The organism is Pantoea sp. BJFS-204, from assembly GCF_049310725.1.
GTDB classification, from domain to species: Bacteria; Pseudomonadota; Gammaproteobacteria; order Enterobacterales; family Enterobacteriaceae; genus Pantoea; species Pantoea agglomerans.
In genome coordinates this window covers 131,443-151,653 of sequence record NZ_JBMOWE010000006.1, presented here as the reverse complement: position 1 = coordinate 151,653, position 20,211 = coordinate 131,443, and the positions used below count along the sequence as shown (strand labels likewise).

At 56.9% G+C, this 20,211-nt stretch carries 19 protein-coding genes; 6 read left to right on the top strand and 13 right to left on the bottom strand.

Annotated features, from left to right (window positions below):
- Positions 1-3 precede the first annotated feature (3 nt).
- From glgX to asd, 3 genes are all read right to left on the bottom strand, one after another.
- On the bottom strand, positions 4-1,986 hold the full coding sequence (glgX, locus tag ACO6VX_RS16975) for a glycogen debranching protein GlgX (RefSeq protein ID WP_422458233.1): 1,983 nt from the start codon (positions 1,984-1,986) through the stop codon (positions 4-6).
- Positions 1,983-4,166 (bottom strand): 1,4-alpha-glucan branching enzyme, encoded by a 2,184-nt coding sequence (glgB, locus tag ACO6VX_RS16970; RefSeq protein WP_191924664.1) that lies wholly within the window; start codon positions 4,164-4,166, stop codon positions 1,983-1,985. The genes glgX and glgB overlap by 4 nt, the downstream gene beginning before the upstream one ends.
- A gap of 360 nt (positions 4,167-4,526) precedes the next feature.
- A complete protein-coding gene (gene asd / locus ACO6VX_RS16965; RefSeq protein ID WP_010671542.1) occupies positions 4,527-5,636 on the bottom strand; it encodes an aspartate-semialdehyde dehydrogenase in 1,110 nt (369 codons plus the stop codon).
- Between the two features lie 217 nt (positions 5,637-5,853).
- Between asd and ACO6VX_RS16960 the strand changes: the two genes are divergently transcribed.
- The 4 genes from ACO6VX_RS16960 to ACO6VX_RS16945 all read left to right on the top strand — a co-directional run bounded on the left by ACO6VX_RS16960 (position 5,854) and on the right by ACO6VX_RS16945 (position 7,936).
- Positions 5,854-6,447 carry a YhgN family NAAT transporter gene (locus tag ACO6VX_RS16960; protein ID WP_003853054.1) on the top strand — a complete coding sequence of 198 codons (594 nt, stop codon included), beginning with the start codon at positions 5,854-5,856 and terminating at the stop codon, positions 6,445-6,447.
- Between the two features lie 159 nt (positions 6,448-6,606).
- Positions 6,607-7,188, top strand: coding sequence for a hypothetical protein (locus ACO6VX_RS16955; protein WP_157353903.1), 582 nt, complete (start codon positions 6,607-6,609; stop codon positions 7,186-7,188).
- Complete coding sequence (locus ACO6VX_RS16950) at positions 7,185-7,610, top strand: hypothetical protein (RefSeq protein WP_157353906.1); 426 nt, start codon at positions 7,185-7,187, stop codon at positions 7,608-7,610. Before ACO6VX_RS16955 ends, ACO6VX_RS16950 begins: the two co-directional genes overlap by 4 nt.
- Positions 7,607-7,936: a DUF805 domain-containing protein gene (locus ACO6VX_RS16945; RefSeq protein WP_081113823.1), complete on the top strand. Its 330-nt coding sequence runs from the start codon at positions 7,607-7,609 to the stop codon at positions 7,934-7,936. The genes ACO6VX_RS16950 and ACO6VX_RS16945 overlap by 4 nt, the downstream gene beginning before the upstream one ends.
- Positions 7,937-7,949: 13 nt before the next feature.
- On the opposite strand, the gene gntU is transcribed toward ACO6VX_RS16945, so the two are convergent.
- The 4 genes from gntU to ACO6VX_RS16925 all read right to left on the bottom strand — a co-directional run bounded on the left by gntU (position 7,950) and on the right by ACO6VX_RS16925 (position 11,763).
- On the bottom strand, positions 7,950-9,290 hold the full coding sequence (gntU, locus tag ACO6VX_RS16940; protein ID WP_010671538.1) for a gluconate transporter: 1,341 nt from the start codon (positions 9,288-9,290) through the stop codon (positions 7,950-7,952).
- 2 nt (positions 9,291-9,292) lie between these two features.
- Complete coding sequence (gene gntK / locus ACO6VX_RS16935) at positions 9,293-9,829, bottom strand: gluconokinase (RefSeq protein WP_010671537.1); 537 nt, start codon at positions 9,827-9,829, stop codon at positions 9,293-9,295.
- A 140-nt stretch (positions 9,830-9,969) separates the two neighbouring features.
- On the bottom strand, positions 9,970-10,965 hold the full coding sequence (gene gntR, locus ACO6VX_RS16930) for a gluconate operon transcriptional repressor GntR (RefSeq protein ID WP_010253274.1): 996 nt from the start codon (positions 10,963-10,965) through the stop codon (positions 9,970-9,972).
- Positions 10,966-11,067: 102 nt separating this feature from the next.
- Positions 11,068-11,763: a pirin family protein gene (locus tag ACO6VX_RS16925; RefSeq protein WP_010671535.1), complete on the bottom strand. Its 696-nt coding sequence runs from the start codon at positions 11,761-11,763 to the stop codon at positions 11,068-11,070.
- A gap of 348 nt (positions 11,764-12,111) precedes the next feature.
- Here ACO6VX_RS16925 and ACO6VX_RS16920 point away from each other — a divergent pair, with 348 nt between their 5' ends.
- The gene (locus tag ACO6VX_RS16920; RefSeq protein WP_033768045.1) at positions 12,112-12,606 is read left to right on the top strand and encodes a GNAT family N-acetyltransferase; all 495 of its coding nucleotides are present in this window, start codon (positions 12,112-12,114) and stop codon (positions 12,604-12,606) included.
- Between the two features lie 251 nt (positions 12,607-12,857).
- Here ACO6VX_RS16920 and ggt read toward each other — a convergent pair whose 3' ends face one another.
- Positions 12,858-14,609: a gamma-glutamyltransferase gene (gene ggt, locus ACO6VX_RS16915; RefSeq protein WP_031292113.1), complete on the bottom strand. Its 1,752-nt coding sequence runs from the start codon at positions 14,607-14,609 to the stop codon at positions 12,858-12,860.
- Positions 14,610-14,815: 206 nt separating this feature from the next.
- Here ggt and ACO6VX_RS16910 point away from each other — a divergent pair, with 206 nt between their 5' ends.
- The gene (locus tag ACO6VX_RS16910) at positions 14,816-15,109 is read left to right on the top strand and encodes a DUF2756 domain-containing protein (RefSeq protein ID WP_010253283.1); all 294 of its coding nucleotides are present in this window, start codon (positions 14,816-14,818) and stop codon (positions 15,107-15,109) included.
- On the opposite strand, the gene ugpQ is transcribed toward ACO6VX_RS16910, so the two are convergent.
- From ugpQ to ugpB, 5 genes are read right to left on the bottom strand one after another with little or no spacing between them, the layout of a single operon-like run.
- The gene (gene ugpQ / locus ACO6VX_RS16905; RefSeq protein WP_266094158.1) at positions 15,106-15,849 is read right to left on the bottom strand and encodes a glycerophosphodiester phosphodiesterase; all 744 of its coding nucleotides are present in this window, start codon (positions 15,847-15,849) and stop codon (positions 15,106-15,108) included. The genes ACO6VX_RS16910 and ugpQ overlap by 4 nt on opposite strands.
- Entirely contained in the window at positions 15,846-16,919 is a 1,074-nt protein-coding gene (locus ACO6VX_RS16900) for a sn-glycerol-3-phosphate import ATP-binding protein UgpC (protein WP_163638286.1), read from the bottom strand. Before ACO6VX_RS16900 ends, ugpQ begins: the two co-directional genes overlap by 4 nt.
- Before the next feature lies 1 nt (position 16,920).
- Complete coding sequence (ugpE, locus tag ACO6VX_RS16895) at positions 16,921-17,766, bottom strand: sn-glycerol-3-phosphate ABC transporter permease UgpE (RefSeq protein WP_039387959.1); 846 nt, start codon at positions 17,764-17,766, stop codon at positions 16,921-16,923.
- Entirely contained in the window at positions 17,763-18,650 is an 888-nt protein-coding gene (gene ugpA, locus ACO6VX_RS16890; RefSeq protein ID WP_039387961.1) for a sn-glycerol-3-phosphate ABC transporter permease UgpA, read from the bottom strand. The genes ugpE and ugpA overlap by 4 nt, the downstream gene beginning before the upstream one ends.
- Positions 18,651-18,704: 54 nt before the next feature.
- The gene (gene ugpB, locus ACO6VX_RS16885; RefSeq protein ID WP_031592699.1) at positions 18,705-20,021 is read right to left on the bottom strand and encodes a sn-glycerol-3-phosphate ABC transporter substrate-binding protein UgpB; all 1,317 of its coding nucleotides are present in this window, start codon (positions 20,019-20,021) and stop codon (positions 18,705-18,707) included.
- Between the last annotated feature and the right edge of the window lie 190 nt (positions 20,022-20,211).

Sequence of the window (20,211 nt, the reverse complement as noted above, 5' to 3'; positions counted from 1 at the left end):
TCCTTATGATTGCTTTTGGAACACGCACACACCGTGTGCGGGACCATGCCAGACAGTTAGCAGGATGGGGTTGTCGTCCCCGGCGAAAGGAGGAAGGGCGCGCCATTCTCCGTCTGGTAACACGATGTCATTCACCGTATCCGTGGCGTTTATTGTTATTAACCAGCGGCCGGACAGCAGGATCTGCAATCTGTGCATCCCCTGTGCCCATTCATCGTGTTGCAGTGGCTGGCCACCGGCATTGAGCCACTGCACATTGCCGTCACCGTCCTGCCACCAGCGATCTGCGGTCAGCGCCGGAATGCGCTGGCGCAGCTCGATCAGTGCAGCGGTGAGTCCGACTAATCCCTTCTCATCCGCCTGCCAGTCAAGCCAGCTCAGGGCGTTGTCCTGACAGTAAGCGTTGTTATTGCCGCGCTGGGTGTGGCCGCGCTCATCGCCTGCCAGCAGCATCGGCGTGCCCTGTGACAGCAGCAGCGTCGTCAGCAGTGCCCGCACGCTGCGACGGCGACGTTCAATCACGTCGAAGCTGACGTTCAGCCCCTCTTTGCCGTGGTTGTGGCTGTAGTTATCGCCGTGACCATCACGGTTATCTTCCCCGTTCGCTTCGTTGTGTTTACGTTCGAAGCTCACCACATCCCACAGCGTAAAGCCGTCGTGGGCGGTGATCAGGTTAACCGTGGCGTGTGGCGACCGGTCATCATGCTGGTAGAGATCGCTGGAGGCGGCAAAGCGACGGACGAACTCGCCGTTGCTTATGTCGCCGTGCAGCCAGTAACGTCGCGCGGTGTCGCGAAACTGATCGTTCCATTCGGCAAACGGCGGCGGAAAACGACCAACCTGATAGCCGTCAGGGCCGATATCCCAGGGTTCAGCAATCAGCTTGACCTGAGAGAGCAGCGGACAGGCGCGTATCGCCTCAAAAAATGGCGCATCACGCTGGTAATCCGGTGTGCGGCCCAGCACCGGCGCGAGGTCAAAGCGGAAGCCGTCGACGTGGCAGACCCGCACCCAGTAGCGCAGCGCCTCTAAAGCCCACGTCATCACCTGCGGATGATGGATATTCAGCGTGTTGCCGCAGCCGGTCCAGTTCTGATAATCGCCCTGCTCATCGAGCCAGTAGTAGCTGGCGTTGTCGATGCCGCGCATGGAGATTGTCGGGCCAATCTCATCCAGTTCAGCGGTGTGGTTGAACACCACATCCAGCAGCACTTCGATACCCGCGGCGTGCAGGTTTTTGACCGCCTGCTGAAACTCCTGCAACGGCGTCACGCCCGGCTGACCGGAGGCGTAACGGGGATCCACCGCCCAGAGCGCAAAGGGGTTATAGCCCCAGTAGTTGCTGAGGCCGAGCTGCAGCAGTCGCGGCTCGCTGGCGAAGTGCGCCACCGGCAGCAGCTCAAGGGTGGTAATCCCCAGACTGCGCAGGTAATTCACCATAACAGGATGACCGAGCGCCGCGTAAGTCCCGCGCAGCGTTTCCGGAATTTCCGGATGCTGCTGCGTCAGGCCGCGCACGTGGGCTTCGTAAATCACCGTGTTACCCCAGGGAATACCCGGTGCGACGTCGTCCTGCCAGTCAAAATCCTCCGCGACTACCCGTGACTTCGGCGCAATCGCCGCGTTGTCATGCGGATCGGGCTGCGCCTCGCCGCCATGAAACAGCGGGTCATCCGGTACATCGCCCTCAACCGCGCGGGCGCAGGGATCAACCAACAGCTTCGCCGGATTAAAACGGTGTCCCTGCTGCGGGGCCCAGGGACCATGCACCCGGTAGCCGTAGCGCTGTCCTGGCTTCAACGCCGGAACATAACCATGCCAGATATCCCCGCTGCGGCCAGGCAGGTCAAGACGCTGTTCTGCGCCCTGCTCATCAAACAGGCAGAGCTCTACGCGCCCGGCATGCTGTGAGAACAGGGTGAAGTTAACGCCTTTGCCATCGTAACTGGCACCCAGCGGTTCGGGATCTCCGGCAGTGATGGTCATTCAGCCTCCCGCACCAGCCATACCGTTGCCAGCGGCGGCAGATTGAGGCTCAGCGACTGCGGTCGCCCGTGGCTCTCCTGCTCATCGGTATGCACCCGATGGTTGCGCACGTCGCTGCCGTGATACTCATGCTGATCGGTATTCAGCACTTCACGCCAGCAGCCAGGCTGGTTAACGCCAAAGCGATAGCCCGGACGCGGCACCGGCGTAAAGTTACTGACCACGATCACTTCGTTGCCTTCACGGTCACGACGGACAAAGGCGAAGACGGAGTGTTCCGCATCGTTTACCACCAGCCACTCAAAGCCTGCCGGATCGAAGTCGAGCTGATGCAGCGGCGTGTAGTACTGATAGGTGTGGTTGAGATCGCGCACCAGACGGTGAACGCCGTGGTGCCAGTTGTCGTCCCCTTCCAGCAGATGCCAGTCAAGGCTGACGTCGTGGTTCCACTCGCGACCCTGGGCAAATTCATTGCCCATAAACAGCAGTTTCTTGCCGGGGAAGCCCCACATCCAGCCGTAGTAAGCACGCAGGTTGGCGAACTTCTGCCATGCATCGCCCGGCATACGATCGAGAATCGAGCGCTTACCGTGCACCACTTCGTCATGCGACAGCGGCAGCACAAAGTTTTCGGTGTAGTTGTACATCATGCCGAAGCTCATCAGATCGTGATGGTGCTTACGGTAGATGGGATCGACCTTCATGTAGTCGAGGGTGTCGTGCATCCAGCCCAGATTCCATTTGAACCAGAAGCCCAGCCCGCCGTCTTCGGTGGGACGCGTCACGCCAGGGTAGTCTGTCGACTCTTCGGCCATGGTCACCGAACCGGATGCCACAGTGCCGAGCGTACGGTTGGTGTGACGCAGAAACTCAATCGCTTCCAGGTTTTCACGGCCGCCGTACTGATTCGGCACCCATTCCCCTTCGCTGCGGCTGTAGTCGCGGTAGATCATCGACGCCACCGCATCCACACGCAGGCCATCAATGCCAAAGCGCTCCGTCCAGTAGAGCGCATTGCCCGACAGGTAGTTGCTCACTTCCCGGCGACCAAAGTTGTAGATCAGGGTATTCCAGTCCTGGTGAAAGCCTTCACGCGGGTCGCTGTGCTCATAGAGCTCGGTGCCGTCGTATCTTGCCAGACCGAAATCGTCGCTGGGGAAGTGGCCCGGCACCCAGTCGAGCAGCACGTTGAGGCCCGCCTCATGGGCGGCGTCAATGAAGGCGCGGAACTCGTCACGGGTACCAAAACGTCGGGTCGGCGCATACATGCCCAGCGGCTGATAGCCCCAGCTGCCATCAAACGGATGTTCGTTGATCGGCAGCAGTTCGATATGGGTAAAACCCATCTCTTTGACGTAGGGCACCAGCTGTTCAGCCAGCTCTTTGTAGCTCAGCCAGAAGTTGTTGTCGGTGTGACGACGCCAGGATCCCAGATGCACTTCATAGATGGAGATCGGCGCGTCAAAGGCGTTGGCCGCCTTGCGCTCCGCTTTCATCTCAACCGGCTCCGGCAGACCACAGATCATCGACGCAGTCTGCGGACGCATCTGCGCCTCAAACGCGTACGGGTCCGCTTTGATGCGCAGTTCGCCATTGGCGTCGATGATTTCATACTTATAGAGCTGGCCATTGACCGCGCCCGGTACAAACAGCTCCCAGATGCCCAGCTCCTGACGCAGACGCATCGGATGACGGCGGCCATCCCAGAAGTTGAAATCGCCAACCACTGACACGCGACGGGCGTTGGGTGCCCATACGCAGAAGCGGGTGCCGAAGACGCCATCGATGACGTCACCGTGCGCGCCCAGCGTCTCATAAGGGCGCAGGTGCGTCCCTTCTGCCAGCAGCCACAGATCCATCTCCTGCAGCAGCGGACCAAAGCGATAGGCATCGTCTACCAGGTTTTGCTGGCCGTGCCAGTTCACCGCCAGCTGATAGCGGAACGGGTTTTTGCGGCGTGGAATAACGCCACTGAAGAAGCCACGTGCATCTTCACACACCAGCTGAGCCAGTTTGCGCCCGGTGGAGGTTTCAATGACCCACACTTCAAGCGCTTCGGGGAGCAATGCCCTGACTTCAAGGCCTTGCTGAGTTCGGTGCATCCCTAGTAACGAAAAAGGGTCGGCATAATTACCCGCAAACAGGGCATTGATCGCATCGCGATCGGGAAGCTCTGACATGACTTTCTTCCTGTGATAATTGGCAGCCGAAATGAACGCGACACAGCCTGTCGCGGTTCACCTGCGCTGCTCTTCATTGAGCCATACGTACAACGACAAAGAAGTCAGGCCATTCCGTGGGAAAAGTGTTTTTGCCGTGTACCACAACCATTTAATCCGGAAAGCACAAGAGTTACCTGTGGCACATCATGGTTAAATCATAGCTTGGTCACGGCACTTGCCATGGACTAAAGCAAAATAATCTTTACCGACCGGCAAAAAAGGGAAGTTGATCACTGAGTAAGCGAAACGGCAGATTGTTTCGTGTACGACAAAAACAAAAAAGGCCGGATAAATCCGGCCTTTGGCGATGTTTTCTGTTTAGCTGGTTAACAACCGCAGCATGCGACGTAGCGGTTCGGCTGCGCCCCATAACAGCTGGTCGCCCACCGTGAAGGCGGAGAGATATTCCGGCCCCATATTCAGTTTACGCAACCGGCCAACCGGCGTGGTCAGCGTACCGGTGACAGCGGCAGGCGTCAGTTCACGCATCGTCAGTTCGCGGTCATTCGGCACCACTTTGACCCACTCATTGTGAGAGGCCAGCAGCTGCTCAATTTCAGCCAGCGGCAGGTCGCGTTTCAGCTTCAGCGTAAAGGCCTGGCTGTGGCAGCGCAGTGCCCCGACGCGCACGCACAATCCATCAACGGGGATGACGTTACGGGTGGCGAGGATCTTGTTGGTCTCAGCCTGGCCTTTCCACTCTTCGCGGCTCTGACCGTTTTCCAGCTGTTTGTCGATCCACGGAATCAGGCTGCCCGCCAGCGGCACGCCGAAGTTATCGGTCGGCAGGGTACCGGAACGGGTGAAGTCGGTCACGCTACGCTCGATGTCGAGGATGGCGGAGGCCGGGTTCTGCAGCGCAGGCGCAACGTGATCGTGCAGCATGCCCATCTGGGTCAGCAGTTCACGCATGTGGCGCGCGCCGCCGCCAGAGGCCGCCTGATAGGTGGCAACCGAAGCCCACTCCACCAGGTCCTGAGCAAACAGGCCGCCCAGCGACATCAGCATCAGGCTGACGGTACAGTTACCGCCGACAAAGGTTTTGATCCCACTGTCGATACCCTGGCGAATCACCGCATGGTTGACCGGATCGAGGATGATGATGGCATCATCTTTCATGCGCAGCGTGGAGGCCGCATCAATCCAGTATCCCTGCCAGCCGCTGGCGCGCAGCTTTGGATAGACGTCACTGGTGTAGTCGCCACCCTGGCAGGTAATAATGATATCCAGCGCCCGCAGCGCCTCAATATCAAACGCATCCTGCAGTGTGCCCTGCTGTTTGCCCGCAAATGCGGGTGCCGCCTGACCATGCTGCGACGTCGAGAAGAAGACCGGATTGATTGCATCAAAATCACGCTCTTCACTCATGCGGGACATCAGCACGGAGCCGACCATACCGCGCCAACCAACAAAACCTACATTCTTCATGTCGTGTCCGTCTAAGGCAGTTACACCTGCTTTTCATTTCAGAGGAGAGAGCGGCGTGCTATTTTCACGCCGCTCTGCGTAATAATAAGATTTACCTGTGTCCCTTCACTCTACAAAATGCAGGCCGGGTAGCAAGTGAATTAATTCGATTACGCTAACTTTTTCAGCAGCGTAACTAATAACTCCGCTTTTTCGTGAACAACATGGCGTAAAACCGATGACTGAAATGATTTCAGCGACAATATTATTGTTGTTAATTATGGATCCGCTGGGCAATCTGCCGATTTTTATGTCGGTTTTAAAGCATCTGGAGCCGAAACGGCGGCGAGTGGTGCTGATCCGTGAAATGTTGATTGCCCTGATCATCATGCTGCTGTTCCTGTTTACCGGTGAACGCATCCTGGCATTTTTGAATCTGCGTACTGAAACGGTGTCGATTTCCGGCGGGATTATCCTGTTTCTTATCGCCATCAAAATGATTTTCCCGTCGGCGGAAAGCAGCAGTTCTGGTTTACCGGCGGGTGAAGAGCCCTTCCTGGTGCCGCTGGCGATTCCACTGGTGGCCGGGCCATCGCTGCTGGCGACGCTGATGCTGCTGTCGCATCAATATCCGCATCAGATGTCGCACCTGGTCGGCGCGCTGCTGATCGCCTGGGGCGTGACGGTGGGTATTCTGCTGATGTCAGGTCTGTTCCTGCGGCTGCTGGGCGATAAAGGCGTGAATGCGCTGGAGCGGCTGATGGGATTAATACTGATTATGCTGGCCACACAGATGTTCCTGGACGGCATTCGGGCTTATCTGAAGTTATAAGCGCACCTTTGTCCTTTTGCCCTGGCAGGCTGGCAGGCTGGCAGGCTGGCAGGCTGGCAGGCTGGCAGGCAACCGCATTAATCCAGCCTGTTTATCACAAAGTTACGGCATTGAAATGAACAATATTATTTATATAATGCTGTAAAAAAGGAGATAACTATGGCGGGCAGTATCGAAAATTATGCCGGGACAGGCGTCTTTATTTTCGTTGAGCGGCTTTACAGCAGGGATGCGCCGAACTGGCACGGTGTTGGCGCCTCCATGGTGCAGATTCACAAAATGGTTTACCAACTTTATCATAAGCAAGATGTTTATCTGGAAGGCAAGAAGATCGAACCTGACAGCGCGACGGTTTGGCAGCGTTTAAAAATCCTGTTTGGCGCGGATTTGGTGCAGAAAAATGCAGCCGATAACAGTACCTGCTTTTCTCTCGACTATGCAGGTTCCCGCTTTGTCACTACGCCTTTCTCAGGCATCGATTCAAAAAAAATCCCGGATTTTTTGACCAGAGAATATACCCTGCCTGGCCGCAACGTGCTGGCCTTTGGCAGCGATCCCTTTCCGCATGTCAGCCTTTATGGCCGTTCAGATGCCCGCTTTGTGATGGCGGAGGGTGGTAAAGGTGACCCGACCGCCGCCGCGAAATACGATGCAAAAAGTAAACAGCTGGTGATGGTGGACCCCGGAAAAGAGCTGCCGCAGCTGATGCAGCGTCTGAAAACCCGGAGGGAAATGCAATGAGGTTGTTATTACCCTTTTTTTTCGGTGCGCTCTATCTGATAACAGGTTACTTCTCCCTTCAGGAAGTGCTGCAGTATGCCAACGGCGGCCATTCAGGAGTGATCACCGATATGCGCAGTTATCTGGTTGCCCCGCTACTCTGCGCGTTGCTCTGGCTGCTGGTTTATCTGGTAGCCTGGTGGGGTTTCAGAAAAATTGCCTTTCTGTCCGCGGCTAAAGAAACAGCCTTTCAGGCACTATTCTTTCTGGCAAATATACTCTGTTTGGCTGGACTGACCGTATTATCCGTCTCGGGCCGGAAAGCGGCATTGAATGACGTGCAGCTGATACAAGTTGACGTCACTGATTTTGCCTGGGTTTACTTACTTGCCGCCGCCATTACGCTGGTTGTTTTTGCTGTGATAAGAAGAAAATGGGCATGAACAGGCTGCTGCAGATTATCAAAAGCTGTCTGCTGAGCACGTTTAACTATGAGGGGCGTGAAGGAAGGACGAGCTATTTTATTTTCCTGCTGTTTCAGCTGGTCTGGTTCTGCAGTTATCTGCAATGGTTTACCGGGCCACAACATGAAATAGGCTTAATCGCGCTGCTGCTGTTTATTTTGCCTGTTTTTTCCTGTGGGGTGAGGAGAATAAATGACTCTGGCTATTCACGCGGCATCATTGTTCTTTTGGTAGTGGCGCCTTATCTGCTGTTCCCTTTTTTACTCTTCCCCCGCTCGCGGGAAAAAAACCTGACGGGCCGATAGCCCGTCGGGTTGGTCAGGAAAGCAGTTCGAAAGCAATCATACCTACGATAGCCCCGGTAGTGCCGAGAATGGTTTCCATCAGTGTCCAGGTCTTCAGCGTTTCCGCTTCGCTGGCCCCGGTGAAGCGACCAAACAGCCAGAACCCGGCATCGTTCACATGGCTGATAATGATTGAGCCACCGCCGATGCAGATCGATAGCGCCGCCAGCTGAGCGCCGCTGTAGTGCAGCGGTTCAATCACCGGCATGATTAAGCCCACCGTGGTCAGACAGGCGACCGTCGCCGATCCCTGAATCACCCGCACCGCACCCGACAGGATAAAGCAGGCCAGCGCAATTGGCAGTCCTGCGCCGGTCAGCGCATTGCCCAGCACCGGACCCACGCCGGAGTCCACCAGCACCTGCTTAAACACGCCGCCCGCGCCAATCACCAGCAGGATAATACCGGCCGGTTGCAGCGCGCTGCCGCACACCTGCATTACCCGCTCTTTATCCATACCCTGACGGTAAGCCAGGCCATAAATCGCCACCAGCAGCGCCAGCAGGATTGCGGTGAAAGGATGGCCGATAAATTCCAGCCACTCATACAGGGTGGTGCCTTCGGTCGTGAAGCGTGCGCCGATGGTTTTCAGGCCAACCAGCACCAGCGGAAACAGAATCAGTGAGAGGCTGAAGCCAAACGACGGCAGCTTGCTCTCATCGACATCCGGTTGATGATCTTCCGGCGGCGCGCTGAACGAGACGTGGTTGCCAATGAAGTTGCCAAACAGTGGCCCGGCAATCAGCATGCCCGGGATCGCCGCACAGAGACCCAGCAGGATCATCCAGCCAAAATCTGCGTGCATCTGCGAAGCCAGCAGCATCGGGGCCGGTCCGGGCAGCAGAAACGCCGCCGCTGCGGCCACACCGGCAAACAGCGGGATCACCAGCTTCACCAGATTGCCGCCGGTACGCCGTGCCACCGCAAAAGCGATGCTGATCAACAGCACGACTGCCACCTCAAAAAAGAGCGGCAGCGCGCAGATCAGACCGGCAATGCCCATCGCATAATGGGCACGGCTCTGACCAAAGGTTTTCAGCATCCGGATGGCGATCTGATCAACTGCGCCGGTTTCATGCAGGATTTTGCCGAACATCGCGCCCAGCGCGACCACAATCGCGAGGAAGCCGAGCGTGCCGCCCATCCCCTTCTGCATGGTTTCAGCGATTTGATTCAGTGGCATGCCGGAGAACAGCCCGGCACCGATGGACACTAACATCAATGCGACGAAGGCGTGCATACGGGCCTTCATCACCAGGAAAAGCAGCAGCAGGACGGAGCCCGCTGCGGTCAAAACGAGTGTTGCGGTATTCATCTCTAACCCTGGCTGATAGCGTCCTGGATAGTCGCAACCGTAGCCGCCACCACATCGTCCAGTGAATGCGCGATATCCACCACCAGTACATCCGACTCGTCCCGCCCTGGCTCTTCCAGCGTCGCAAACTGCGTCACCAGCATCTGCGGCTTGAAGAAGTGGCCTTTACGCGCTTTCAGGCGGGCTTCGATGGTGTCGAAGTCGCCCTTCAGGTAGACGAAACGCAGGTTGTCATTTCCCTGACGCAGGATGTCGCGATAACTTTTCTTCAGTGCTGAACAGACAATGATGGAAATCGCCTGGGTGCGCTGCATGGCAAACGCGGCGTCGTTCAGTGCCTGTAACCATGGCTGGCGATCGTTGTCATCCAGCGGATGACCATCGGCCATCTTCAGGATGTTGGCGCGGGGGTGGAGAAAATCACCGTCAAGAAAGGCTGTATTCAGCTGGTGAGAGACCTGATTGGCGACGGCAGACTTTCCGCTGCCTGAAACGCCCATCAGGATAAAAACGTGATGCGACGGGGATTGCGTTGTCATTTTTCTGCTCCGGCAGGTAAGAATTTGCCAATGTTACCGATAACAATGTCGTTTCTCATTCTCCTGGCCGCTTAACAGCCTGGCAACCTTTTTACCAGGAAATGCATGAAAGTGTGAGCTGACTCATAAAAACGCCACAATCAGATGCTGCCACCTTCACTGATCTCAAAACCGACATCCAGCGGCTGGCAGGTGCTGGTTTCTCCGGCAATGCGCGCCAGCAGCAGCGCCGCGGCTTCGCGTCCCATGCGGTCGCGTGGCGTCAGCACTGTCGCCAGTTGTGGCGTGACAACCTGACTGATGTCATGGCCGTGGAAACCGGCTATCGCCATCTGAGAGGGCACCTGCAATCCCTGACGCTGGCACTCAAACATCGCGCCGACCGCCAGGTCGTCATTGGTACAGAACAGGCTATCTGTTTCAGGGTAAAGGCGCTGCGCCTCACGCAGCAGATCACAACCGGCGCTGAATGAAGAGGCATCTTCCATCATCACACTGCGTGGCGTCAGCCCCGCTTCGCGCATCGCGATTTCGTAACCGCGCTGCTTCTGCAGCGTACGTTCATCCAGGCGTGCGCCGAGGTAGACGGTATGACGATGACCTTTACTGAGGATTGCCTGCGTCATCTGCCGGGCCGCTTCAACGTTATCAAAGCCTACCGCCATATCCAGGCAGGGCGTGACGCTGTCCATCACCTCAATCACCGGGATACCGGCCACTTCCAGCATGCGCAGCGTGCCTGGTGTATGGGTGCGTTCGGTGAGGATAACCCCATCAATGTTCCAGCCCAGCAGCGAGCGCAGTTGCAGCTCCTCTTTTTGCGGGTTGTAACCAAAGTGGGCGACCAGCGTCTGATAGTTGGCTTCGTCGGTGACGGCTTCGATGCCGCGCAATACGTCAGCAAAAACCTGGTTTGTGAGTGACGGCAGCAGTACGCCAATGGCGCGGCTGGTGGCGTTAGAAAGCATATCGGGGGCGCGATTGGGGATATAACCCAGCTCATCCAGTGCCACCGCAATCTTATCCCGCAGGGCAACGGAGACCTGCTCTGGATTACGCAGGTAACGGCTGACGGTCATTTTAGTAATGCCGACGCGATCGGCAACGTCCTGTAATACCGGTCTTTTCTTCTTCATCGTAGCGCCTGGGATCGCCCTTAAAGCTAAAGTACGATGAGTCTATCACTTTTCTGTCACAAAATTGCCAACCGGGCGCGACGATGCGCGCCCGTTATCTGCTTAGACCGGTGGCAGATCAAACAGCAGGACTTCTGCAGCCGAGCTGGCTTCAATGGTCAGCGCGCTTTCGTCCCAGATAGCCAGAGCATCGCTGGTGGTGATCGCGTTGCCGTTAACGGTAACATCACCTTTCACCACCTGAATCCAGATACGACGTCCCGCATCAATCGCGACGTTGTCCTGTTCGCCGGCAGCCATTACCCAGCGCGATAAGGTCATGTCCTGAAAGACTTTCAGCGATCCTTCACGGGCATCCGGGCTTAACACCAGCTGACGCCCCTGCACATCCGGGAAGCGGCGCTGATCGTAGCGTGGCTCAATACCGGTACGCTCAGGAATGATCCAGATCTGATAAAGGTGCAGCGGCTCGCTTTCGCTGGCGTTGTACTCAGAGTGACGTACGCCGGTGCCGGCGCTCATAATCTGGAACTCCCCTGCCGGGATCTGCTCTTTGTTGCCCATGCTGTCCTGATGCTCAACCGTACCGGAGAGCACGTAGGTCAGGATTTCCATATCTTTGTGAGGATGGGTACCAAACCCCTGGCCGCCATCAATCACATCTTCGTTGATGACCCGCAGCGCGGAGAAACCCATAAAGTTCGCATCGTGATAGCTGGCGAAAGAGAAAGTGTGCCAGCTATCCAGCCAGCCATGGTTTGCGTGACCGCGTTCTTCAGCTTTGCGTACATAAATCATGTTCAAATCTCCTCAATGTTTTTTATAGTCTGTCCCTGAGGGGGTCTGATTGATAGCTGAAAAACTTCACGCCTCTGTTCAAAATAGTTGAATGAGCATTGAGCAGTGACTGAAAAGCACTGAAGAAGGGCAGGCAAAAAAAAAGCCAGCGGATAAGCTGGCTAAATAATACTGGAAGCAATGTGAGCAATGTCGTGCTTTCTCAGGCTGTCGGGCGACCTCCCGAGAACGCATGACAATAATAATCATTATCATTCGCGTCTGTAAAGTCATTTTCACTTTTTTTACCCTGATTAACGCGGTGAATACCTTGATGTTTAAAGGGTTTAATGGGCTAAAGGAGAAACCATGAGTGAAATAGTTGTCCGCCACGTCACGCCTGAAGATGCTGCTGCGCTTCACAGGATCTACGGTCAGCCAGATACCCAGGCCAGCACACTCCATTTGCCCCACTCATCACTCCAGATGTGGCATACCCGTCTCGCGACGCCTCAGCCCCATGCGCATCTGTTGGTGGCCTGTATCGATGATGTCGTCGTCGGTCAGTGTGCGCTGCATGTGGAAGAGCGCGCCAGACGGCGTCATGTGGCCTCACTGGGTATGGGCGTGGATGAACGCTATCGTCAGCGTGGCGTCGGAACCGCACTCATGCGTGAAATGGTCGCGTTGTGCGACAACTGGCTACAGGTGAGCCGAATGGAACTGACCGTGTTCGTCGATAATGGCCCGGCTATCGCCCTTTATCAGCGTTTCGGTTTTGAGATTGAGGGAACGGCTAAAGGCTTCGCAATGCGGCACGGTGAACTGATCGACGCGCATTATATGGCTCGGGTTAAAGCCTGACGTGTGGAAGCAGAAAGAGCAGCGAAGGCGCCCTTTCTGCTGATAAACCCTGACAAGATTCGCTGTCAGTTAGCGCCTGCGCAGGAAACAGGGTCAGATCGGAAAGACGCAAAAGCCGTCATCCATGACATGCTCGGCCCGCGCCGTCCTGGCGCGGGACGCTTTCCTCTTCTGACCCAGTTCCCTGCGCGTTAAGCTTATTTATTGCTGTCAGATTCACCCGGGTTTGAGTTTGTCAGCAGTCTCAAATCTCAATAACCCGCACTCAAATCATCGATGCTGCGCGGATCGGAAGCGCCATAGAGCATGCCATCCGGCCCAATCATGATGCTCTGTGTACTGCCCATCGACGGCAGTACCTTCACATGCTGACCTTTGGTTTCCAGCAGACGCAGCGTATCGGGGCTGAAGCCCTTCTCCACCCGCAGCTGATCCGGCAGCCACTGATGATGGAAACGCGGCGCATTAGTGGCTTCCGCCACGTTCATCCCGAAATCGATGCTGTTAACCACCATCTGCAGCACCGTGGTGATAATGCGGCTGCCGCCAGGACTACCCGTCACCAGCCAGGTTTTTCCCCCTTTGGCGACGATGGTCGGCGACATCGATGACAACGGACGTTTCGCCGGTTGCACCGCATTCGCTTCCCCGCCGACCAGCCCGTAGACATTGGGCGTGCCTGGCTTGGCTGAGAAGTCATCCATCTCGTTATTCATCAGGATGCCGCTGTTGCCCGCCACAATTCCGCTGCCGAAATAGGTGTTAAGCGTGTAAGTCACCGCGACCGCATTCCCCTGCTTATCCACCACCGAGAAATGGGTGGTCTGATTACTTTCGTAAGGTTCGAGCTTGCCCGGTTTGATCTCGCTGGAAGGCCGCGCCTTCGCCACATCGATCTGCTGCGCCAGGGTTTTGGCATAGGCTTTACTGGTCAGCGCCTGCCACGGCACCTTCACGAAATCGGGATCGCCGAGATATTCCGAACGGTCCGCGTAGGCATATTTCTCCGCTTCTGCCATCACCTGCATGGCATCAGCACTGCCAAAGCCCATCTTCGCCAGATCGAAGTTCTCCAGGATATTCAGAATCTGCACGATGTGGATGCCACCGGATGACGGCGGCGGCATTGAGAAGACTTCATAGCCACGGTATGTCCCGCTAATTGGCTTACGCTCGACCGCACGATAGGCCGCCAGGTCAGCTTTGTTGATCAGGCCGCCATGCTGCGCCATCTCTCCGGCGATCTCATCCGCGATTTCACCTTTATAAAAAGCATCCGGCCCCTGACGGGCAATCAGTTGCAGGCTGTGAGCCAGGTTTTTCTGCACCAGCCTATCGCCCTTCTGCCACGGCGTACCGTCCGGTTTGTAGAAGATCGCTTTGCTGTTGGGATGGGTGATCAGCACTTCTTTGCCGTAGGTTTTCAGATCGTCCGCCAGCGCGTCGTTGACCGGAATACCGTCACGCGCCAGTTTGATCGCCGGTGCCAGCAGCGTGCTCAGCGGCAGAGTGCCATATTTCTGCGCAGCCAGCGCCAGTCCGGCCACGGTGCCCGGCGTGCCGGAGGCGAGATGTGATGTCAGCGACAGCTTGCTGTCAGCGTTGCCCTGCTTATCCAGGAACATGTCACGCGACGCGTGTCCCGGTGCCATTTCACGGAAATCGATAGCCGTGGCGCGGCCAGAAGCAGTGCGCAGCAGCATAAAACCGCCGCCGCCGAGGTTGCCCGCCTGCGGATGGGTCACGGCCAGCGCAAAGCCCACCGCCACCGCGGCATCCACCGCATTGCCGCCCTGACGCAGGATCTCCACGCCAACCTGTGTCGCCATCGCATCCACTGACGCTACCATGCCGTGCTGCGCTTTTACCGGGTGAAAAGTGTCACTGTCCACACCGTAGGAGACCGGAGGAGCCTGCGTTGGCGCGGCGTTAGCGCCTGCCACGACGGTGAAACTCATCACCAGCGACCAGCTAAGCTGACGCACTGTTTGCTGCATTTTCATCCTGCCACCATCCCATATTGTTATTTACATTTTTTTATCATTTCTGCAAGTGCCTACAAATACAGCAAAATAACCGGGGTTAAGTCAAATCAGGAATAGATCGGAAAGTAAGGTCTGTGATATCGGGTAAACTTATGGCTACGACCCTGATATCGGTGTACGCCGTTGTGCACCCAAAACCCTGTCGCTTTAAGGAAGGAGGAGTGATGAAAAAGTGGATGATTATTCTGGCCGCTCTGCTGCCTTTCGCCAGTCAGGCGAACACGCTGAACAGCACTAACGATCCGAATAAACCTGGCTATAACCCCAGCCAGCAGCGGATGCAGTCGCAGATGCAGACCCAGCAGCAGCAGCAACAGCTGAAGCTGCGCCAGGATCAGCAGCGTCAGACGCAGGACACGCAGCGTAAAATGCAGGAGCAGCGGAACAGCGCCCAGCAGCGGGTGATTACCACGCAGCCGGGCCAGCAGAATCAGAACCAGAATCTAAACCAGAACTAATGAAAATCGGGGCCGATGATGTCGATGGCATCAGTACAGATGGCATCGACGCCCCATTTCAGCAATTCCCGCGCCCGATCCGGGCTGTTCACGGTATAAACCAGAATCTTCAGGCCTGCGGCTTTCAGTTCGGCGACCCGCTCAGCGGTCAGCACCTTATGATTAAGATGAATTGAGACGCACGCCAGCGCAGCAGTTTTCTCCTGCCACTGCGGATCCCAGCTGTGCGACAGCAGGCCACGCGGCAACTGCGGCTCTGCCTTCATCGCGGCTTCCAGCGCCTCAAAAGAGAACGAAGAGAGCAACGGTGCGACCTGATCCTGCCACAGTATCGCGGCAGCCTGCGCCACGGCGCGTCCGGTTTCAGCGTCGCTGCCGGTGGTCGGTTTGATTTCGATGTTCGCCATCATCTGATGCTGACGGCAGCGTGCCGCCACCTGATCCAGCCGCGCCAGCTTTTCACCGGTAAACGCGTTGCCAAACCAGCTGCCCGCATCAAGCTGCGACAGCTTCTCCCACGGCAGCTGACCCGCCACGCCCCAGCCGTTGCTGGTGCGATCGAGCGTGTCGTCATGCAGCAGGAAGATCTGCGCATCGGCCGATAATTTGGCATCAAATTCAATCATCTGATGACCATATTTCGCGCCGGTGTCGATCGCCACTAGCGTATTTTCCGGTGCCAGTTTACCGCCGCCGCGATGGGCGACGATGCGGGGATAGGGCCAGTGTTGTGTGCTCATTCCAGACGCTTCCCATGAGTTGAATCGAAGAAGTGTAACGCATCTGACGGCAGATGCAGCCACAGCGTACTGCCGGGATGCGGGCGTTCACTGTGGGCTAAGCGTACCACCAGTGGCGTGTCACCGATGCGGCCATGTGCCAGATTATCAGCCCCCAGCATTTCCAGCGTATCGACCCGTAGCGGTACGCCGCCCTGCTCGCGGCTACTGAGCCGGATGTGCTCTGGCCGGATACCCAGCACCACCGGCCGGTTAGCCCATTTCGCTTTACTGTCGCTGAGCGGCAGAGCGTGCGAGGCGTCGAGGTCGAAGCGTGATCCATCGCTGCTGAACTGCCCTTTCAGCAGATTCATGGCGGGCGCGCCAATAAACGAGGCAACGAACTGGCTGGCGGGACGCTCATATACCTCGACTGGCGTGCCGAGCTGCTCGACCACCCCTTTGTTCATCACCATCACCCGCTGCGCCAGCGTCATCGCCTCCACCTGATCGTGGGTGACATAGAGGCTGGTGGTCTGTAAGCGGCGATGCAGCAGCTGCAGTTCCAGCCGCATCTGCACCCGCAGGCGGGCATCAAGGTTGGAGAGTGGCTCATCAAACAGAAAGACCGCCGGTTCACGCACGATCGCGCGGCCCATCGCCACGCGCTGCCGCTGTCCGCCGGAGAGTTCGCGAGGCCGACGCATCAGCAGGTGATCCAGCTCCAGACTGCGCGCCGCGTCGAGCACCCGCTGGCGAACCTGCTCTTTGCCCATGCCACGGATTTTCAGGCCATAGGCCATGTTCTCTTCCACTGACATATGGGGATAGAGCGCGTAGTTCTGGAACACCATCGCAATCCCGCGATCTTTTGGCTCTTCCTGAGTAACGCGCCGGTCGTCGATATAGATATCGCCGGAGCTGACGCGCTCCAGTCCGGCCACCATGCGCAGCAGGGTCGATTTACCGCAGCCGGATGGCCCGACCATCACCATAAATTCGCCGTCATTGATGGTGACATTCAGCGGCTGGATGATCTGATTTTTGCCATCGTAGGATTTAGTTACTGCCTGAAGGGTTACGCCTGCCATCTTATTTCTCACTCTCAACCAGACCGCGCACAAAGGCACGCTGCATGACCAACACCACCACCAGCGGTGGGATCAGGGTTAATAACATTGCCGCCATCACTTCGTTCCACTGGGTCGGTGAGCCGCTGGTGGAGATCATGCTTTTGATCCCCGCCACCGCCGTGCCGAGGCTGGCGTCGTTGATGATCAGCAGCGGCCAGAGGTACTGGTTCCAGCCGTAGATAAAGGTGATCACAAACAGCGCCGCCAGATTGGTTTTCGACAGCGGCAGAACAATGTCGATAAAGAAGCGCATCGCGCTGGCACCATCGATGCGTGCCGCCTCCACCAGCTCATCCGGCAGCGACATAAAGAACTGGCGGAACAGGAAGGTGGCGGTTGCTGAGGCCATCAGCGGCAGGGTTAATCCGCTGTAGCTGTCGAGCAGGTTGAGATCGGCGATCACCTGTACCGTCGGGAAGATACGCACTTCAACCGGCAGCATCAGGGTGATGAAGATCAGCCAGAAAAAGAGCGTACGCAGCGGAAAACGGAACCAGACCAGCGCAAACGCCGACAGCATCGACACCGTGATTTTGCCGAAGGTGATGCCCAGCGCCATGATCATGCTGTTGAGCAGCATCAGGCCAAACGCCGGCCCGTTGCCGTTGACGCCATGCGTCCAGATGCGCGAGATGTTCTCCCACAGGTGCGTGCCGGGCACCAGCGTCATCGGCACCTGATAGACCGCTTCGTTATCCAGCGTCGCCGCCACAAAGGCGACGTAGAGCGGAAACAGGATGGTGAGCACGCCCAGCACCAGCACGATGTGGCTGAAGAGATCCAGCCCGCGTCGATTCTCAATCATTGGTATTGCACCTTACGTTCAACAAAGCGGAACTGGAGCACCGTCAGCCCGATGACCAGCAGCATCAGCACCACCGACTGCGCAGCGGACGAGGAGAGATCCAGACCGGTAAAGCCTTCGCGATAGATTTTGTAGATCAGCGTGGTGGTCGCCTGTACCGGCCCGCCGCCGGTGGCGGCATCGATCACCGGGAAGGTATCGAAGAAGGCGTAGATCAGATTCACCACCAGCAGGAAGAAGCTGACCGGCGTAATCAGCGGCAGCGAGAGGTTGAAGAAGCGACGCACCGGTCCGGCACCGTCAATGGCGGCGGCTTCCACCAGCGATTTGGGGATCGATTGCAGCGCAGCGAAGAAGAACAGGAAGTTGTAGCTCATCTGCTGCCAGATCGATGCCAGCACCACCAGGAACATCGCCTGACCGCTGTTTTGCGCATAGTTCCAGTTGTAGCCGATGTGGTTCAGCAGATAGCTGAACAGGCCCAGGCCCGGATTAAACAGGAACATCCACAGTACCGCGGCCACGACAGGCGCAACGGCGTAGGGCAGCAGCAACAGCGTCTGATAGAGACGGCGCAGCCGCACCACATAATCCACCAGCGCCGCCAGCAGCAGCGAAAAGACCATGCCGAATACCGTGACCATGCCGCTGAATTTTATGGTGGTCCAGAACGAATCCAGATAGTAAGGATCGGCAAACAGGCGTCTGAAATTTTCCAGCCCGACAAAGCTGCTGGAGATGCCAAAGGGATCGAGGCTTTGCAGCGAGTACCACAGCGCTTCACCGGCAGGCCAGAGAAAGAAGATGGCGGTAATCAGCAGTTGCGGCAGCACCAGAAGATAGGGCAACAGACTGGTGCGAAAGACCGGACGAGATGAAGACATGGCGTACCTGGCGTCAGAGAGAGGGGCCAGCCTGAGCTGGCCCGCAAGGAGAGATTACTTCACCTGCTGCTGGAAGCGGCGCAGCAACTCGTTACCGCGTTTCACTGCGTTATCCATCGCGTTCTGCGGCGACTGCTTGCCGGTCCAGACGCTTTCCAGCTCTTCGTCGATCACGGTACGAATCTGCGGCATGTTGCCCAGACGCATGCCTTTGGTAAACGGCAGTGGCGGCTTGTTCATCATCTGACGGGTAGCGATATCCGCGCCCGGATTCTTATCGTAGAAGCCCTGCTGTTTAGTCAGCTCGTAGGCGGCGGTGGTAATCGGCAGATAGCCGGTTTTCTGGTGCCATTCCGCGGCGATTTCCGGTTTAGCGAGGAACTGCATAAACTCAGCCACACCTTTGTAGGTTGCGGCATCTTTGCCTTTCATCACCCACAGGCTGGCACCGCCGATCAGGGCGTTCTGCGGCGCATTCGGCACGGTCTCGTCATACGGCATCATGCCAACACCGAAGTTGAATTTGGCGTAATGACGGATATCAGCCAGCGAACCCGATGAGGCAGTGGTGATGCCGCAGTCGCCGTTGTAGAACTTGGCGGTGGACTCATCTTTGCGGCCAAAGTAGGTGAAGTCCCCTTTCTTGTTCATCGCTTCCAGCAGCTCGATATGACGAACCAGTACCGGCTTGTTGAACTCCAGCACCGCATCAAGTCCGTCAAACCCGTTGTTTTTGGTCGCTACCGGCAGAGCGTGCCAGGCACTGAAGTTTTCAATCTGGATCCAGCCCTGCCAGCCGCTGGCGTAGCCACAGCTCATGCCCGATTTGCGCAGTGCAGCGGCATCCGTCGCCAGCTCCTGCCAGGTTTTCGGCGGCTGGTCCGGGTTCAGACCTGCTTTTTTAAAGGCATCTTTGTTGTAGTAGAGCACTGGCGTCGAGCTGTTGAACGGCTGAGAGATCAGCTGACCTTTGCTGTCGCTGTAGTAGCCCGCCACCGTTGGCACGAACTGCTTTTCATCAAAGGGGATTCCGGCGTCTTTGAAGACCTGATGCACCGGCACAATCGCCTGCGAGGCCATCATGGTCGCCGTACCGACTTCATAAACCTGCAGCACCGCAGGGGCTTTGCCGCTGCGCACTGCCGCAATCCCTGCTGCCAGGCTCTGCTCGTAGTTACCTTTGTAGGTCGGAACAATTTTGTAATCGGGATGCGTCTGGTTAAAACGCTGTGCCAGCGAATCCACTTCTTTGCCTAGCTCGCCTTCCATAGAGTGCCAGAAAGGGATCTCAGTGGCGGCCATGGCATGGCTGCTGAGCGTCAGACCGAGCAGCACGCTCATCAGGCTACGACGAAAGGTAACGACGGACATAGAATTTTCCTGTGCAGGTAAATACGCGTGAAATCACGGATTTCTGTTTCGCGAAGTAACATGACATGGGGAAATGAAGGATTAATAACAGAAAGATGACAGCCGGGTGACAGACCGGTATGCGCAAAAGAGGAGGCTGGCAGCGCAGCGGTAACGCGTCACTGCTGCCAGGTTTTGGTTACATAATTTG